The 17,587-nt window shown below is 70.4% G+C and carries 11 protein-coding genes; 4 read left to right on the top strand and 7 right to left on the bottom strand.

What is annotated here, in order from left to right:
- Window positions 1-80: 80 nt before the first annotated feature.
- Entirely contained in the window at window positions 81-920 is an 840-nt protein-coding gene (locus D7W82_RS21975; protein WP_120620224.1) for a hypothetical protein, read from the top strand.
- 13 nt (window positions 921-933) lie between these two features.
- On the opposite strand, the gene D7W82_RS21970 is transcribed toward D7W82_RS21975, so the two are convergent.
- From D7W82_RS21970 to D7W82_RS21960, 3 genes are all read right to left on the bottom strand, one after another.
- Window positions 934-2,028 (bottom strand): hypothetical protein, encoded by a 1,095-nt coding sequence (locus tag D7W82_RS21970; RefSeq protein WP_120620223.1) that lies wholly within the window; start codon window positions 2,026-2,028, stop codon window positions 934-936.
- 13 nt (window positions 2,029-2,041) lie between these two features.
- The gene (locus tag D7W82_RS21965) at window positions 2,042-2,599 is read right to left on the bottom strand and encodes a DUF2378 family protein (protein ID WP_120620222.1); all 558 of its coding nucleotides are present in this window, start codon (window positions 2,597-2,599) and stop codon (window positions 2,042-2,044) included.
- Between the two features lie 129 nt (window positions 2,600-2,728).
- Entirely contained in the window at window positions 2,729-4,618 is a 1,890-nt protein-coding gene (locus D7W82_RS21960) for a M4 family metallopeptidase (RefSeq protein ID WP_120620221.1), read from the bottom strand.
- A gap of 258 nt (window positions 4,619-4,876) precedes the next feature.
- Here D7W82_RS21960 and purL point away from each other — a divergent pair, with 258 nt between their 5' ends.
- Window positions 4,877-8,773: a phosphoribosylformylglycinamidine synthase gene (gene purL, locus D7W82_RS21955; RefSeq protein WP_120620220.1), complete on the top strand. Its 3,897-nt coding sequence runs from the start codon at window positions 4,877-4,879 to the stop codon at window positions 8,771-8,773.
- 12 nt (window positions 8,774-8,785) lie between these two features.
- On the opposite strand, the gene D7W82_RS21950 is transcribed toward purL, so the two are convergent.
- Window positions 8,786-10,678, bottom strand: coding sequence for a glycoside hydrolase family 18 protein (locus D7W82_RS21950; RefSeq protein ID WP_120620219.1), 1,893 nt, complete (start codon window positions 10,676-10,678; stop codon window positions 8,786-8,788).
- Window positions 10,679-11,636: 958 nt separating this feature from the next.
- Between D7W82_RS21950 and D7W82_RS42575 the strand changes: the two genes are divergently transcribed.
- Window positions 11,637-13,223 carry a FadR/GntR family transcriptional regulator gene (locus D7W82_RS42575; protein WP_370451052.1) on the top strand — a complete coding sequence of 529 codons (1,587 nt, stop codon included), beginning with the start codon at window positions 11,637-11,639 and terminating at the stop codon, window positions 13,221-13,223.
- On the opposite strand, the gene msrB is transcribed toward D7W82_RS42575, so the two are convergent.
- Window positions 13,224-13,646 carry a peptide-methionine (R)-S-oxide reductase MsrB gene (gene msrB / locus D7W82_RS21940; RefSeq protein WP_120620218.1) on the bottom strand — a complete coding sequence of 141 codons (423 nt, stop codon included), beginning with the start codon at window positions 13,644-13,646 and terminating at the stop codon, window positions 13,224-13,226.
- A 216-nt stretch (window positions 13,647-13,862) separates the two neighbouring features.
- On the opposite strand from msrB, the gene D7W82_RS21935 reads away from it, so the two are divergent.
- Complete coding sequence (locus D7W82_RS21935) at window positions 13,863-14,282, top strand: CBS domain-containing protein (protein ID WP_120620217.1); 420 nt, start codon at window positions 13,863-13,865, stop codon at window positions 14,280-14,282.
- A 72-nt stretch (window positions 14,283-14,354) separates the two neighbouring features.
- On the opposite strand, the gene thrS is transcribed toward D7W82_RS21935, so the two are convergent.
- Both thrS and D7W82_RS21925 read right to left on the bottom strand, forming a co-directional pair.
- Window positions 14,355-15,557, bottom strand: a complete 1,203-nt coding sequence (gene thrS / locus D7W82_RS21930) for a threonine--tRNA ligase (protein WP_120620216.1) — start codon at window positions 15,555-15,557, stop codon at window positions 14,355-14,357.
- Window positions 15,558-15,811: 254 nt separating this feature from the next.
- A complete protein-coding gene (locus D7W82_RS21925) occupies window positions 15,812-17,527 on the bottom strand; it encodes an OPT/YSL family transporter (protein ID WP_233587850.1) in 1,716 nt (571 codons plus the stop codon).
- Between the last annotated feature and the right edge of the window lie 60 nt (window positions 17,528-17,587).

The raw sequence follows: 17,587 nt of genomic DNA, 5'->3' as shown, positions 1-17,587 counted from the left end.
TCCAGGCCTGGAGGCTTTCAGGGAGCGTGCGATAGTCGGAAGGAGGGGACTTCCACCGGCGAACGAGGGCGAAGAAGCACATGGGGCGCGAGCACACGGTGCCGGGGCCACGCGGGCCCGGGACCGTCATCGACAGCGAGGACGCGGGGCCACCGGCTTCCCGCCCGCCCGACGTGCGCGCCGAAGTCGAGGGGATTCCCTCCATTCCCTCCCCGACGACCGCCGACACCAGCTACGCCGCGGGCGCCCTGGGCACCGGCCTGGAGGTGCTCTTCACCACCTCCGAGCGCGCCCTGCAGTGGGCCTGGCGCGTGCTCCAGCTCGCGCGCGGCGTGGTGGAGGCCACGCCCCGGGGGGACGCGTTCATCCGCGAGGCGCGCGCGTCCGTGGTGGACTTCCTGGACCACATCCCGCCGCACGTGCGCCGCAGCGTCGAGGAGGTGCTCGTCTTCTGCAACCTGTGGCAGGCCGTGGGCGTGCGCCTGCGCCGCCGGGGCGGCTTCCCCGCCGGGGACGACACGGCCTGGCGCCAGCTCTGCGAGGACGTGGAGCTGCTCCAGCGCGCCGCCCAGGCCCGGCTGGGCACCGCCGCGGCCCTGGAGCAGGGGCTGCTCAAGGACCTGGGCCACCTGCGCGCGCTGGCCCTGTCCTGCGGCGACAGCGCCAACGAAGTCACCGTGGGCATGGAGGTGTTCACCCGCTGCATCGCGGAGCTGATGGCCGTGGCCAGCGCCGTGCGCCGCGCGTGGGAGGCCGCCGCCCATGAGCTGGCCGAGTCCGCCGCGTGGCTGCGCGCGGGCGACCCGGCCTTCAGCGCGTGGCTGGCGGAGCACCTGGTCGCCGCCGAGCCCGCGTGGGAGCGCACCCAGAAGATCGCCCGCTGGCTGCGCGACGTGGGCGCCTTCGCGGGCCAGCCGTGAAGCCCAGGCCCGCTCAGGGCTCGATGAGGATGCGGTGCCGGTGCAGCTCCAGGAGGATGTCCGGATCCAGGTCCGCCTGCTTGTGGTCGCGCAGGTGCTGGCGGACGGCGTCCACGGGCTTCTGGCCGGTGAACTCCACCAGCAGCGAGTAGGCCTCACCCGGCAGCGCCACCGCGTCGTATTCGCTGTACGAGCCCAGCGCCACGCTGCCGTCCGGCAGCCACTTCACCGTCGCGTCCGGGTTGAAGCGCAGCACGCGCGGCAGCGTGGGCGCGGTGGCCTGGGTATGCAGCTTCTCCAGCACCTTCTGTTCGATGGTGCCGTCCAGGCCCAGCATCCGCTCCAGCCCGTCCCGGGACACGGCGCGCACGGCGTCGTAGCACGCGCGGTAGAAGTCCTTCTCCATCCCGGCGTAGCCCTTCCAGAGCGCGGCGTACACCTTCGCCGGGGGCGCCACGTCGTCCAGGTCCTCCACGGACAGCGGGCCGGTGGCCACCTCCGCCTTGTCGCGGCCGTCCAGGAGGAACTCCGGCATCAGCTGGAGCAGCGCGTGGCGCGACAGCTGGAACTCCGCCAGCGTCAGGTACGTCTTGAGCGACATCCAGAAGCGCTGGCCGTCCCGGCCCGCCACGTACTTGCAGAAGAACGTGGAGCAGACGGACTCGCGGTACGCCCAGATGGTGCAGCCGCCGGACTCCAGCGCGTAGTACGGGCAGCGCAGCGACGACGCGCGGCCGAAGAACTGGTGCGCGTTCTTGTACAGGTGGTTGAACTTCGCGGGCGGCTTCACCCACTGCGGGCTCACGCCGATGCGGCTATCGATCTTGGCCTCGATGCGCCGGCGCCCCTCCGCCATCTGCGGCGAGTCATCCGACAGCAGCGCGCCCACGAGGTAGTTGGGCAGCCGCGGCTGGTACGTGCAGCACTTGGTGTCCGGCCGGAACAGGTGCTCCGCCCCGTCCACCGACTCCACCGTGGCCTGCGCGGAGGCGCGGCTCATGGCGCAGTTGGAGCAGGTGGCCTTCGTCTCGGAAGGCGCGGCCTTGCGGAAGAAGTCCGGCAGGAGGTCCTGGTAGAGGGCGGGCAGCGTCGAGAGGATGGAAGACATGAAGGCGTAGGGCTCAGGCGGACCGGTCGGCCCAGTCCAGGTGATAGGTGGCGGAATCGGGCGAGTGGCGGGTGCGGTGCAGGGTGAAGCTCTGGACTCCCACGCGCAACATCCCTTCTTCCAGCACGCCGTCCACGAAGCCCTCCAGGGCCTCCGGTTCGTTGAACCAGAGGTCCGCCTGGGCGGGGCCCAGCACGGTGAGCCGCGTCTCCGTGTAGTTGTTGCCGCTGCGGAAGTTGTGCTGCATGCGCTCCAGCGAGCGCATGGGCCCCACCACGCGCGCCAGCGTGAGGACGGCGCCGCCCACCAGCGTCTGCGCGTAGCCCTCCACCATCCGCCGGCCCATCAGGCGCCGGCCCTGCTCCACCGGCTGGTCGGGGTGGAGCGTGCGGGCCGTGTCCGCCAGGCAGTCCACCCAGACGGCCAGCGGGTACGCGGCGAGCAGCGGGGCGTGCAGGTTCATCCCCCGAGCGCGCAGCCGGTCCACCAGCTCGGGCGTCAGGGAGGGGGCGAGCACCTTGCGGTACAGGCTGTCCACGCTGCTGCTGAAGATGACGCGCTCGTCCCTCATGGCCCTCCGTCCTTGCCGGGACCTGAACAGGCCCCGGGCGCGCATTCTTCGCCCAGGGCCCGGGAGGAGGCCAGCCCCGTGGCGCCCACCCTCACCGTGCGTACGCGGTGAGGGGGAGCGCCCGGTGTGTCACCAGGCCACGGAGAGGCTCACGCCGCTGTAGGCGGTGTAGCCCCGCAGCAGGATGTACTGCCGGCCCGCGGTGGGCCGAGCCACCAGGTTGCACGTCTCGTTGTTCCCCGACAGGTAGGGGCGGCAGTCATAGATCTGCGTCGTGGGTGCCATGGCGAAGCGCGTGTAGAGGTCCACGTCTCCCGTGCCGCTGGAGATGGACACCGTGGAGGGCGTGTTCGCCGGCACGTCGAAGCAGTAGTACTTCTGCGACGAGGCGCTGCCGGAGAGGAGCGACACCGTGGTGTTGTTGGGCAGCGGAGTGCAGGAGGGCGTCGTCGTGACGCCCACGCCCACCGCGCTCCACGCCGCATCCACCGCGTCCTGGACGGCGGTGCTGTAGCCCAGGCTCTGCGCCGCCACCCGCGTCGCCGTCCTGGCCGCGTAGAGGTTGGTGTTGCGGGTGAAGAGGTTCATGTTGGCGTACCAGAAGATTTTGGCCGCGGCCTGCACGCCGATGGCCGGCACGTTCACCAGCGTCTTGCCTCGCGGGTGCACGCCGCCGGTGGCCATCAGCTTGAACGCCAGGTTGGCCACGCCGGAGCCGGAGTGCACCTCCGTGCCGCTGTTCAGGTCCGGGGCGTAGTCCACGGAGGAGCCATCCGCCGCGGGGTCGTTCATGTAGCGCAGGGCATCCCCGGACGTGCCAGGGGTCCAGGCCGTCTCCGCGATGTGCCACACGGACGTCGCGGTGCTCCAGGTGCCCGAGGCCCAGCTGCCGCAGGTGGCGGCGTAGATGTCCGACAGCGACTCGGTGAGCGCGCCGGACTCGCCGCTGTAGATGAGGTCGGACGTGGTCGCGGTGACGCCGTGCATGAACTCGTGCACGACGACGTCCGGGTCCTCGCACGGCTGCCCCAGCTGGGGCAGGCTGCCGTCACCGCAGATCAGCTTCGCGCCGTCGAAGTACGCGTTCGCGTAGTTGGTGCCGTAGTGCACCTGCGCCAGCAGCTGGCCGCCCATGCCGTTGTACGAGTCCCAGCTGAAGTTCGCCTGGAAGCAGTCGTAGAAGAGGCCCATGTTGTCGTACGTCTTGTCGATGGCCGTGTCGCCGGTGTCCCCCTGGCCTTCAATCCGGCACGTGCCGTTGTTGGTTCCGCCCACGGAGCACACGGTGCGGTTGCGCGCGGCGTGGATCTCCGGCGCGCGCAGCACCTCCTGGCCGTCCGCCGCGCTCACGTAGACGCGGTCGCGCAGGGGCATGCCGTCCGCGTCCTGTCCGGACACCACCACCTCGAAGGCGCGGACCAGGAAGGACTCCGGCGTCGGCCGGACGAAGACCTCGCGAGGCACTCCCGCGCTGCTGCCCGCTGGGGACCCCGCCAGCGCCGCCTCGCTCGCGGCCTCTGGCGCGATGCGAGCGGGAGCCGGCAGGGGTTCGCCGCCACGCGCGGTGCCGTTCACCGCGTACACCTGACCCCGCGCGTCCAGGTGGATGATGAGCTCCTCGTTCACCACCGGGAGCCCGCCCTTGGTCTGCGTGTAGCGCAGGTGCGCATTGCCCAGCGCGTCCGTGTGGATGCGCTTGGGCACCAGGTCCTTCGCCGTCAGCCGGAATGCGGGCAGCACGCGCAGCAGGGTGGGCTCCAGGAGCGCGTGCGCCTGCCAGGCGCTGGCACCGGAGACGGGCCGGCCCGCCGTACCCAACGCACCCAGGATGAACTGGGGCACGCCGTCCGCGTGCACCCCCCGCACCTCCGCGCCGGGCAGCGCTCCCAGCGCCGACTTCAGGTCTCCCAGGCGGGCTTCGGGAGGAGCGGAAGGCGCCTCGGCGTCAGGACCTCCCCCACTACATGCGGACAGCGTGAACGTCAGGCCGGCGAGGAGCCAGCGGTTCTTTCGCGTCATGACCTGCCCCCAGTGTGACGAATCGAGTCTTTGAAGCCTGGCGAGCAAAGCATGGAGCACTGACTGTGAGGTGAATCCTGGAATGACTGGGAGTGTTGGAAAGGAGGCCGGGGACGGAGGAGTGCCCACGTCGGCGGTGGTTCACCCACCTGGGTGCTGTGCGGGCGTCCTGGCACGAACTCCGGACGTTGTGACGCGGGGCGCGGTGATAAGGACGGCCCCGCTGTTACCTCCCGTCACCCGTTCGCAAGGACCTTCATGCTCACGCTGCGCGGGGCTCCGGCCCTCTCCGAATTCAGGCTCGCCAAGCTGCTCGCCCGTTGCCGGGAGCGGGTGCCTACGGTGGCCACCCTCTACTCGGAGTTCGTGCACTTCGTGGACGCGTCCGCGCCGCTGACGCAGGACGCGTCGGAGCGGCTGGGGCGCCTCTTGGAGTACGGCCCCCACGCGGCGAAGCGCGAGCGCACGGGCACGCTGCTCCTGGTGGTGCCGCGTCCGGGCACGGTGTCGCCCTGGGCCTCCAAGGCGACGGACATCGCGCACCACTGTGGCCTCTCCCAGGTGCGCCGCATGGAGCGCGGCATCGCGTTCTTCCTCACCGGCCCCGGTGGCCGGGAGCTGGACGTGAACGAGGCGGAGGGCGTGCAGGCGGTGCTGCACGACCGGATGACGCAGGCGGTGCTGCCCCGGCTGGAGGACGCGGAGGTGCTGTTCCGCACGGACTCGCCCCGGCCGCTCACCCGGGTGGACGTGCTGGGCGGAGGCCGCGCGGCGCTGGCGAAGGCCAACGGCGAGCTGGGCCTGGCGCTGGCGGAGGACGAAATCGACTACCTGGTGGCGCGCTTCACGGAGCTGGAGCGCAACCCCACCGACGTGGAGTTGATGATGTTCGCGCAGGCGAACAGCGAGCACTGCCGCCACAAAATCTTCAACGCGTCGTGGACGGTGGATGGCCAGCCGCGCGAGCGCTCGCTGTTCCAGGCCATCAAGAACACCTACGCCCAGAGCCCGGGCGGCGTGCTGTCCGCGTACAAGGACAACGCGGCCGTCATCGAGGGCTTCGAGGTGGAGCGCTTCTTCCCGCAGGGCGAGGGGCGCGAGTGGGGCACCGTGCGCGAGCCGGCCCACATCATGATGAAGGTGGAGACGCACAACCATCCCACCGCCATCTCGCCGTACCCGGGCGCGGCCACGGGCGCGGGCGGTGAAATCCGCGACGAGGGCGCCACCGGGCGCGGCGCGAAGCCCAAGGCGGGGCTCACCGGCTTCTCCGTCAGCCACCTGCGCCTGCCGGACTTCGCGCGGCCGTGGGAGCTGGCCTACGGCAAGCCGGACCGCATCGTGTCCGCGCTGGACATCATGGTGGACGGCCCGCTGGGCGGCGCCGCGTTCAACAACGAGTTCGGCCGGCCGAACCTCACCGGCTACTTCCGCAGCTTCGAGCAGCACGTGCCCACGCCCGAGGGCGTGGAGGTGCGCGGCTACCACAAGCCCATCATGCTGGCGGGCGGCCTGGGCAACATCCGCGCGGGCCACGTGAAGAAGGCCCCGCTGCGCGCGGGCGACAAGCTCATCGTGCTGGGCGGCCCGGCGATGCTCATTGGCCTGGGCGGCGGCGCGGCGTCGTCCATGGCGCAGGGCGCGAGCGCGGCGGACCTGGACTTCGCCTCCGTGCAGCGGGACAACGCGGAGATGGAGCGCCGCTGCCAGGAGGTCATCGACCAGTGCTGGATGCAGGGCGATGCGAACCCCGTGCGCTCCATCCACGACGTGGGCGCGGGCGGCCTGTCCAACGCGCTGCCGGAGCTGGCGCACGACAACGAATTGGGCGGCCGGCTGGAGCTGCGCGAAGTGCCCAACGACGAGCCGGGCATGTCGCCGGTGGAGATCTGGTGCAACGAGGCGCAGGAGCGCTACGTGCTGGGCGTGGCGCCGGAGGACCTGTCGCGCTTCGCCGCGCTGTGCGAGCGCGAGCGCGCCCCCTTCGCCGTGCTGGGCGAGGCCACGGCGGAGCAGGTGCTCACGCTCACGGACCGCGAGCTGGGGGACACGCCCATCGCGCTGCCCATGGACGTCCTCTTCGGCAAGGCGCCGCGCATGCACCGCGACTTCGCGTCTCGCCCGCTGAAGCACGCGCCGCTGAGCTTCCCCGGTGACTTGAAGGCCGCGGCGCACGCGGTGCTGTCGCACCCGACGGTGGCGGACAAGTCGTTCCTCATCACCATTGGCGACCGCTCCGTGGGCGGCCACACCGCGCGCGACCAGATGGTGGGCCCGTGGCAGGTGCCGGTGGCGGACTGCGCGGTGACGCTGTCGTCGCTGATGTCCGACACGGGCGAGGCCATGGCGCTCGGCGAGCGCACGCCGGTGGCGCTGGTGGACGCGGCGGCCTCCGCGCGCATGGCGGTGGGCGAGGCGCTCACCAACCTGGCGGCGGCGCGCATCGGGAAGCTGTCGGACGTGAAGCTGTCCGCGAACTGGATGGCGGCGGCGGGCAGCCCCGGCGAGGACGCGAACCTCTACGCCGCGGTGCACGCGGTGGGCATGGAGCTGTGCCCCGCGCTGGGCATCGCCATTCCGGTGGGCAAGGACTCCATGTCCATGCGCACGCAGTGGCAGGAGGACGGCCAGAAGAAGGCGGTGACGGCGCCCCTGTCGCTCATCATCACCGCGTTCGCGCCGGTGCTGGACGCGCGCGTCACGCTGACGCCGCAGCCGGTGGACGTGGCGGGGGACACGCGCCTCTTGCTGTTGGATGTCGCGAAGGGCCGGCAGCGGCTGGGCGCGTCCGTGCTGGCGCAGGTGCACCAGCAGGTGGGCCCGGAGTGCCCGGACGTGGATGACCCGGCGGCGCTGAAGGGCTTCTTCGCGGCGGTGCAGGAGCTGCAATCCGCGGGCGTGCTGCTCGCGTACCACGACCGCTCCGACGGCGGCCTCTGGGCCACGCTCGCGGAGATGGCCTTCGCGGGCCACTGCGGTCTGGACGTGGACCTGGCCACGCTGGGCGGCGACGCGGTGGCGGCCCTCTTCAACGAGGAGCTGGGCGCGGTGGTGCAGGTGCGCGCGTCCGACGTGGCTCGCGTGCGTGAGGCCTTCACCCGCCACGGCCTGGGCGCGCACGTCCACGAGCTGGGGCGCCCCACGTCCCAGCAGGTGGTGCGTGTGCGGCACGGTAGCCGGGAGCTGCTCGCGGAGGAGACGGTGGCGCTCAAGCGCACCTGGTCCCGCGTGAGCTACGAAATCCAGAAGCTGCGCGACAACCCCACCTGCGCGGAGGAGGAGTACGCCGCGAAGTGCGACGCGGGTGACCCGGGCCTGTCGCCCAGGCTCACGTTCGACCCGACCGTGGACGTGGCGGCGCCGTACATCGCCAAGGGGGCCCGGCCGCGCGTGGCGGTGCTGCGCGAGCAGGGGGTCAACAGCCAGCAGGAGATGGCGGCGGCGTTCACCCGCGCGGGGTTCGCCGCGGTGGACGTGCACATGAGCGACCTCTTGTCGGGCCGCGTGTCGTTGAAGGACTTCCACGGCGTGCTGGCGTGCGGCGGCTTCAGCTACGGCGACGTGCTGGGCGCGGGCGGCGGGTGGGCGAAGTCCATCCTCTTCAACCCGCGCACGCGGGACGCCTTCTCGGAGTTCTTCGCGCGGCCGGACAGCTTCGGCCTGGGCGCGTGCAACGGCTGCCAGATGTTCGCGCAGCTGCGCGAGCTCATCCCCGGCGCGGAAGGGTGGCCGCGCTTCGTGCGCAACGCGTCCGAGCAGTTCGAGGCCCGCCTGGGCACGGTGGAAATCGCGCCGTCGCCGTCGCTCTTCTACAAGGGCATGGAGGGCAGCCGGATGCTCATCGTCGTGTCGCACGGCGAGGGGCGGGCGGAGTTCGCCAACGCGGACGCCGCCGCGCGCTTCAACGCCACAGGGCTGGTGACGACGCGCTGGGTGGACAACCGGGGCCAGGTGGCGGCGAAGTACCCGGCCAACCCCAACGGGTCGCCGCACGGCATCGCGGGCGTCACCACGAAGGACGGGCGCTTCACCATCACCATGCCGCACCCGGAGCGCGTGCACCGCACCGTGCAGCACTCCTGGCACCCGGCGGAGTGGGGCGAGGACGGCCCCTGGATGCGCATGTTCCGCAACGCCCGCGTCACCCTGGGCTGACGCGGCCTCTCGTCATCGCAGGAAGGCGTCCCGCACGGCGTCCAGCAAGGGGTTGGCACCGGTCTCCGGATCGGTGCAGCCCTGGTTGAGCGTCCAGATGATGGTGCCGCCGTAGCCCTCCTGCTTTACGAAGGCGCCCTTGGCGGCGATGGCCTGCGGGCTGTCGTAGGAGATCCACGTCACCGTGCCATCCTCCACCAGCTTGTCCTTGGCGAAGGTCAGGTAGCTGGCCTGGGCCTTCTCGTCCCACTGGTACTTCCCCTGCTTCGAATAGCGGAGGATCTTCTTGTAGGTGAACGAGTTGTCCCCGCCCACGTAGTCGGACCAGTTCGTGAAGGGCTGGTAGGGCCCGGTGATGTGGCGCCACGCGAGGCCGTAGAAGGGGATGCCGATGCCCAGCTTCGCCTTGGGGATGCCGGCCTTCACCCACAGGTCCAGGCTGGACGCGATGGACGTGGGGTGCAGGCCCTGTTCGCCCTTCAGCGCGGACGTGTGCCAGGACTTCCAGCCGTCCCACGCGCCAATCATCTCGTAGGACATCAGGTTCATCTGGTCGAAGTGTGTCGCCAGCTCCGCGAACCACGGGTCGGCGTCGGTGGGGAAGTTGGTGTTGATCCAGTGGAGGGGGAAGGTGAGGAGCATCTTCGGCCGCGCCTCGCGCAGGGCCTTCACCAGGGCCAGCAGTCGCGGCCGGTCCTCCTTCTCCACGGGCTCCCAGTCCAGGTCCAGCCCGTCGTAGCCGAAGTCGTCCATCGCCTTCAGCAGCGAGCGGACGAACTTCGCGCGGTTCGCGTCGGACGCGGCGCCCACCCAGCCGTCGTGCTCACCGGAGCCGCCCACCATGATGAGCGCCTTGCGGCCCGCCGCATGCGCGCGCTTCGACAGCGTGCGGGCGATCTCCGGCCCCCGGTCGTTGTCGAACTTCGTGCTCAGCGTGCCGTCCGCCTTTGGCGTGACGCGGCCCACGAGGATGTGCGTGAGCGCGCTGAAGTCCACCTTCTCCGGCGGATAGTCGTCCGCATTCCAGCCCGTGTAGTAGCCCGAAACCCACTTGCCACCCTGGCCCGGCGGACCCTTCACGACCGGGGATGCACTCACCACCACGCTGGCCTGGACCACCTGGCTCGGGTCCGCCTTGCTCCGGGCCATCACCCGGTACGTGCCCGGCTTGCGAGGTGCGGTGTAGACGCCAGCGGCGCTGATGGTGCCCCGCTCGTTTCCGGGCTCCACGCTCCAGGCCACCTCCGTGTCCTTGCTGTTCGTCACGGTGGCGCGGAAGGCGTGCGTGGCACCCGGCGCCAGGAAGACCGCGGGTGTCTCCAGCGTGACGGTCACAGGCCGAAGGCCCTGCTCGATGCCGATGTCGTCGAAGGAGAGGGGCGGCAGCGTCTTGCCGCTGTCCTCCTGGAGCCAAAGGCCGGTGATGCGCGTGCGGCCCTCGGGCAGCAGCTTCGCCAGCGGCACGCGGCAGGTCGTCCACTTCCGGGCCGGGATGGCGCCGCCCTCGCAGGTGGGGCCCAGGGGGACGCCCACGGGTTGCTCGGAGCCGATGACGACGCGCGCGCGCACCGCTGCGTTCGCGCCGTCCTTCCCCCCGTTCACCTTCAGCACCAGCGTGTCATCCGGTGACACGTCGAAGCCCGGGTGGCCGAAGTACAGCGCCTCCCAGGGCCCCAGCGTCACGGAGATGGCGTGGCTGCCCGAAGCCCCGGTCACGGTGGCGCTCATCGCGTGCGACCCGGCCCACGTCAGGTCTTCCCAGGGCGGTGCCAACCGGTCCTGATAGAGCCACGTCACCTGGGGCTGCGTGGGAGTTGCTGCTTTCGGCGGAGGCGCCCCCTGGGAAGCACCGCCCAGCAAGAGCGCGGTCAGCAGCACCCGGAGTCCAGCCAGAGGTCGTCGCATGACCTCCCATCCTCGCAGAGGGAGGGGAGGCGCGTCCTGCGTCGAGGCACCAGGTAGGGCGCCAGCAGTTCGTCAAAGAGCCCCGGACCGGATGTCTTCCGTGGGCTCTCAAGCCCAACGGGGCGTCGCGATGGGCCGCGACGTCAGGAGTGCGCGGATGCCAAGACGGAGCACGGACATTGACCCTCGCCCGGGGCCGGTTCCCTCAAAACCTGTCCGACAGTCGGACAGGCTCGCGCCGCATGAAGCCGAGGACGTGAGCCGCGCGGAGCACCAATGCGGGCCAAGACGTCGTACGTGCGCGGACGCGAAGGGTGGGGGCATGGACAGAGGCGCCCACCCGGGCCGGCTCCCTCAAAACCTGTCCGACAGTCGAACAGGCTTTCGCCGCATGCAGCCCGAGGCTGCCAGCCCGCGGATGCGCGACGTCATGCCCGCGCGGAGATCACGTTGGGGGCTCGGCCAGCGGCGCCCTCCGGGCCCGGTCCCTCCAAACGTGTCCGACAGTCGGACAGGTTTTCGCCACATGAGGCCCGAGGACGCGCCTGTCGCGGTAGGTGGGCGACGTCGTGCGAGCGCAAACGCCAAGGTAGGGCATGGATGGAGGCGCCGCCCGGGCCTGGTTCCCTCCAAACGTGTCCGACAGTCGGACAGGTTTCCGCCACATGAGGCCCAGGCCGAGCCGGCCCGGCAGGTGACGAGGACGGCTTGCTTGTCCGACAGTCGGACAAGTTTCCGCCGCATGCCCCCGAGGTCGCACCGGCCCGGCAGGGGAGCGAGTCATGCGTGCGCAATCGCCAAGGTAGGGCACGGACAGGGGCGCCCGCCCGGGGCCGGTTGCCTCAAAACCTGTCCGACAGTCGGACAGGTTTTCGCCCCATGCGGCCCGGGGGCGCGCTGGCCCGGAAGTCGGCGCGGTGGGTGGGCCCGCACGTCCATGTCAGACCCCTGTGGTTGGATGGCGATGCTGGAACGAGGAATGGGGATGGGGATGGAACGGCGAGGACTCGTGGCCTATGTGGAGGTGCAAATCGAGCGCGATATCGCGCTGGGGCGGCTGCACCCGAGCGGGCAGTTTGGTTCGGAAGCGAAGCTGGCGCGCCGCTATGAGGTGTGCCGGGGCACCATCCGCGAGGCGCTGCGACGGCTGGCGGCGAGGGGCCTGGTGGTGCAGCGCTCCGGACGCAAGACGCGCGCGGTGGCGCTGGATGAGTCGCTGACGCTGGAGAACCTGGGCCTGGCGCTTCATGACGCCCGCAACCCGAAGGCCCGGTGGCTCCTGGAGGGCTACTTCAGCCTCAAGCGGCAGGTGCTGGTGGAGCTTCTGGCCGACTGCTGCGCGAGGGCCTCGGACCTCGACCTGGACCGGCTGAGGAGCACGTGCTTCCAGCTCCAGGACGCGGCGCACTGGGAGTCAGGGGAAACCTGCGCGCACGTGGAGTTCGAGTTGCTGCGGCAGGCGGCGCGGGTGGCGGCGCGTCCCGGCCACGTGCTCCTCGTTCAGTCCCTGCAGCGGGCATTCCTGGGAGGCGCAGCCCAACTGCTGCCGCTCATGGGCGGAGAGGCGCTGCGCGCATGGGCACTCTGCGTGACGGCAATCCTGCACGAGCGCGACGTGCAGGCACTTCAGAACGAGCTGCCGGCACTGCTGAAGGCTCGCGATGAGCGCGTGCTGAATGCCTTCGCCCCTGCTGCCAAGGTCCCTGCGTCCCCCGAGGCCCATCTCACCCAAGCGGGCCTCCTCGGTGCCTCCGCATCAGTCACTCACCAGAACAATGCTTTGGGGACACACCTCGGCATCGAAGAGAGTGACGTCGACCGGCCTACGTCAGCTACCGCGCAGGACGAAATGCTGGAGGCACGGCCCGACATTGAAGAGGGTGACGTCGACCGACCTACGTCAGCCACCACGCAGGACGAGATGCTGGAGGCACGCCTCGGCATCGAGGAGGGTGCCGCCGGCCGCCCTACGTCAGCCGCGCAGGACGAGGCGCCGAAGGCACGGTCCTTCTTGGATGCGCGTGGACCTGGCCGCCTGGCAGCATCCGTTGAGCCGGACACTGCACTTGAAGCACGCCCCTTTGTGGATGTGCTTGGCCCCGGGTGCTGTGTTGCTCCAACCACCGGAGCTCTTGGGGTTGCACCTCTCCGCGATGCAGAGTCCTTCCCCGTGGTTCCGGACAGTGGGGCGTTGTTGCCTCCAACTGCCCCAGCGTTCGTTCCCTGTGGTCAGGGTGGAGCGTGCGTCGGAAGGAATGCGATGGACGCGGTCTTGGGAAACCTGCCCGACTGTCGGACAGGTCTTGGCGTCTCGTCTCAGGAAGGAGCTTCCAGCGATTCGAGGCTCCACCCTCCAGGCTCTTCGGACTCAGCCGTGTGGCGGTTCGCGAGGTGGGCGGGCCGCTTCGTGGACTGCAGGGCTCTTTGGGGCCGGTGGGCCGCTCGCTTCTGGGGCCCCGGTGCTTCGTGCGCGACGACAGCTGGAGGCCTCCGGCCGGGTCGTGACTCCGTGGCTGGAGGTGCCAGTGAACTTCCGACGAGCTGATCAGGCCCGGACCAACTCGATGGGGCTGCCTTCGGGGACGTGCTTCATCGCCACGGAGTTCATGCAGTATCGCAGCCCCGTGGGCGGCGGGCCGTCCGGGAACACGTGGCCCAGGTGGCCGTCGCAGCGCGCGCAGCGGACCTCGGTGCGGATCATCCCGTGCGACACGTCGCGGATCTCCGTGACGGAGTCCTCCGACAGCGTCTGGGTGAAGGACGGCCAGCCGGTGCCGGACTCGAACTTCGTCCCGGACTTGAACAGCGGGTTGTTGCAGCCCGCGCACACATAGGTGCCCGGCGCCTTGGTGCCGAGGAAACAGCCCGTCCCCGGGTACTCGGTGCCGTGCTGACGCAGCACCTGGAACTCCTCGGGGGTGAGGCGCTTGCGCCACTCGTCGTTGGAAAGATTGAGCTTGTCCGCCATGGGTCGTCCTCCACGTTTCGGGCCTTGGGCCCGGAGCACGGCCTTGGATGCACCGTGGGCCTTTGCGTCGCACCCTATACCAGGCGGGCAGGCAGGGGCCCGGCGCCTCGGTTCTGCTCCTCACGAAACGGCGGGCCTTCAGGGCAATGGGTTGGATGTCCGTGCGCCGGTTGTACTGCTCCAGGACGCGGGCGCGCGTCACCAGGAGGTCTGCCCATGCGGATTTCGGAGCTGATGCAGAGGGACGTGAAGACCATCGACGCGGATGAATGCCTGAGGTCCGCCGCCGAACGGCTGGACACCGCCAGTCTAGGGGCGCTGCCCGTCACGGAGCACGGCCGGGTGGTGGGACTGCTCACCGACTCGGAGCTCTTCCTGTGCTCCACCGTCCACGGTCATGACCCCGACGTCACCACCGTGCGCGAAGCAATGACGGCCCCGCTCGTCACCTGCCCGGAAGACGCGCCGCTGGAGGCCGGCGAGCGCCTGATGGAGCAGCACCACCTGAACCGCCTGGTGGTCGTGGACGCGGACCACCACGCGGTGGGACTCCTCCGCCTGGACGACGTCGCCTCCGAGTCCCTCACGCTGCTGCGGCCCGGCGAGCCGCTGGAATACCTGAGCCTCTACTCCTGAACCCACGGAAGGCCCGGCGCCCCCTTCGCATACGGGAAGAGAGCACCGGGCCGGTGCTTCATGGACTGACGCTCAGCCCGCCACGGCCGGCTGGCACGCGGCGGACAGCCACGCCACGGCGCCATCCCAGGGCAGGTCGCGCTGGGAGCCGTCGCGCTGCCGCAGGCGGACGCCCTTCGACTCCACCTCGCGGCCACCCACCACCGCGAGGAACGGCACGCCTTCCTCGTGCGAGCCCAGGACCTTCTTCGACAGGGACTCGTCCCGCACGTCCGCCCGCGCGCGGCAGCCGGCCAGCCGCAGCCGCGCCGCCAGGCTTTCCGCGTACGCGGCGGCCCCCGCTCCCACGGAGGCCACCACCACCTGCTCGGGCGCGAGCCACGCCGGTAGCGCACCGCCATGATGCTCCAGCAGCACGCCGATGAAGCGCTCCAGGCTGCCGAACAGCGCGCGGTGAAGCATCACCGGGCGCAGGCGCTCACCGGACGCGCCGACGTAGTGCAGGTCGAAGCGCTCCGGCAGCACCAGGTCCAGCTGGATCGTGCCGCACTGCCACGCACGGCCCAGCCGGTCCTTCAGCACGAACTCCAGCTTGGGCCCGTAGAAGGCGCCCTCGCCGGGCTGGTCCTCGTACTGGAGTCCCGCCTGCTTCGCCGCGGACTGGAGCCACGCCTCCGCCTGGTCCCACAGCGCGTCACCACCGGCGCGCATCGCCGGACGGCTGGAGAAGGCCACCTGCACGTCGTCGAAGCCGAAGCCCGCGTAGAACGCCTTGAGCGAGCGCACGAAGCGGACCACCTCCGCCTCCACCTGCTCCGCCGCGCAGAAGATGTGGCCGTCGTCCTGCGTGAACTGCCGCAGGCGGAACAGCCCGTGCAGCGCGCCGCTGGGCTCGCTGCGGTGCACCAACCCGAACTCCCCCAGTCGCAGGGGCAGGTCTCGATGGCTGGGCGCCATGCGCTGCACGAGCTGGATGTGGCCCGGGCAGCTCACCGGCTTGAGCGCCAGGTGCCGGTCGCCCTCCGGCATGCAGAACATGTTCTGGCGGAAGTTCTCCCAGTGCCCGCTCTGCTCCCAGAGCGGCTGGGAGCACAGCTGCGGCGTACGGACTTCGCGGTAGCCCTCCTCGCGCATGCGCTGGCGGACGTGGTCCTCCAGCAGCCGGTACAGCATCAGTCCGCGCGGGTGCCAGAACACCATGCCCGGGGCCTCCTCCTGCAGGTGGAAGAGGTCCAGGCGCTGGCCCAGCGCGCGGTGGTCGTGTTCATCAAGCATTGGCGTCTCCGTGTGTCGGTCGGGATGAGGCAGCCGGGGCCGGACACGGGGCGTGTGAGGTTGCACGGTCGCCCCGGCCGGACTTCGGCGGGGCGGGAAACCGTGCGCTCGTCAGGACACCGACACGCGCACCGCACCCACGCCCGCCGGAGCGGTGGTGGTCGTGGTCGCGGTGGTGTGGATGACGAGGTTCACGGGACAAGAAGTGCTCCCGGAGGCACGGAAAGTCAAGCCGTGCTCCGGGACAGGGCGCGTCAGCCCACGAGGGACAGCAGGCCGGCGAGGCCCACGAACAGATAGAAGAGCGACTCGCCCGCGATGAGGCCTCCGCCCACCAGCGACATGGTGCTCATGTCCTCCGGCAGCACCGCCTCACCCGGCGCGGGCTCCTTCCGGAAGCGCTTGGAGACGGTGTTGAAGAGCGACGTGAGGATGCCGCCCATGCCGAACCAGATGGCCGCGGGCAGCGCGATGAAGCCGCCGAACGCGAGCGCGTAGGGGCTGGCCAGCACCAGCGAGTCCATCGTCCAGCCCACGCCGAACCCCGTGCGCGACCCCTGCACGTAGCTCAGGTACGCAGGGCGGCGGCGCACCACCTTGCGGATGACCTCCAGCGTGAAGCCGATGGACAGGCCCACCAGCAGCGCCGTCACCTTGTGCGCCGACAGCGTGCCCAGGTCGCGGATGGCGCCCACGAACTTGTACGTCATCGCGGAGCTCCACTGGGCCACCTTCACGTCCGGGTGGTCCAACTGGTTGACGGACAGCACCGGGTACGCGCCCATGAACACGCGCGCCAGCACCACGCACAGCACCGCGCCCATGAAGATGCCCAGCACCTGGTAGCGGAACTGCACCACGCGGTTGGTGCCCAGGCGCCACCCGGTGGAGCGGTCCTGCTGCATGTCGCAGCCCACCGACGTGGAGATGAGCAGGATGGAGGACGCCATCAGCCCCACCAGCGGATCCTTCAGGCCCAGGAGCGACATCAGCAGCACCGACACCACGAAGGCGCTGGAGATGGGGTTGTTGTCGCTGATGCCGTAGGCGATGCCGTTGATGAGCACGAACAGCAGCGACAGCACGAGCCCGAAGAGGATGAAGCCCGGGGGCTGGTGCAGCACCTTCGTGGCCACCACGACGACGGCCGCGCCCCAGCCCACCACCCAGGCGATGAGCCGGGGCACGTTGACCTTCTTCCACGCGGGCTCGGTGTCCGCGGGAGCCCGCGCGCGGCCCCGGATGCGGTCCACCGCCTGCACCGCGAGCAGCGCCAGGTCCACCAGCGCCGCGCCGCAGATCATCGCCAGCGAGATGAGGAAGCCGATCTTCCGGTACGGATCATCCGGCCCCAGCCACCCGATGTCCTGCAGGAATGGAGAGAGGGCGTAGCCGATGAGGCCCATGAGCATGGCGGGCACGGTGATGCGGCTGCCCACCACCATGCCGGCGCCCACCGTGGAGCTGCTCACGCTCAGCGCGGCGATGGCGGCGAACTTCTCCGTGAGCCACGCGGCCAGGATGCCCAGGCCGGTGCCGCCGCCCAGCTTCGCGATGGAGGCCTTGAGCAGGCGCTTGTCCGTGAGCGCTCGGAGGATGTTGGCCACCGCGTAGCCGGACGGGTAGTCCAATTGGAGCCGGTCCACGAGCAGCGGCGTGTAGAGCATGCCCACGCCCACGCCGAACATGCCCACGCACCCCACGAAGAGCATCAGCTGCCACGCGGGCGGCTGGGGCATTCCCAGCCACACCATGGCCTGGATCAGCACGGCCATGGCGCACAGCGAGGCCACCGACGCGGCCATCGTCTGCATGTAGTTGGCGCCGTGCTTGCCCTCCGCGCCGTAGCCGTAGGTGACGACGCTGCCGAGGATGCCGGACAGCACCTGGCTGGCGACGAAGAAGCCCAGGCTGAAGTTCATGTACGACGCGGCCACGCCGCCCAGCGGGCCCAGGATGAAGATGGCCACCGACGCGAGCAGCAGGTGGTCTGCCTCTTATACACATCTGACGCTGCCGACGATCGCATA

It is taken from the genome of Corallococcus sp. CA049B (genome assembly GCF_003611685.1).
GTDB lineage: Bacteria > Myxococcota > Myxococcia > Myxococcales > Myxococcaceae > Corallococcus > Corallococcus coralloides.
This window is presented reverse-complemented; position numbering and strand designations above follow the sequence as displayed.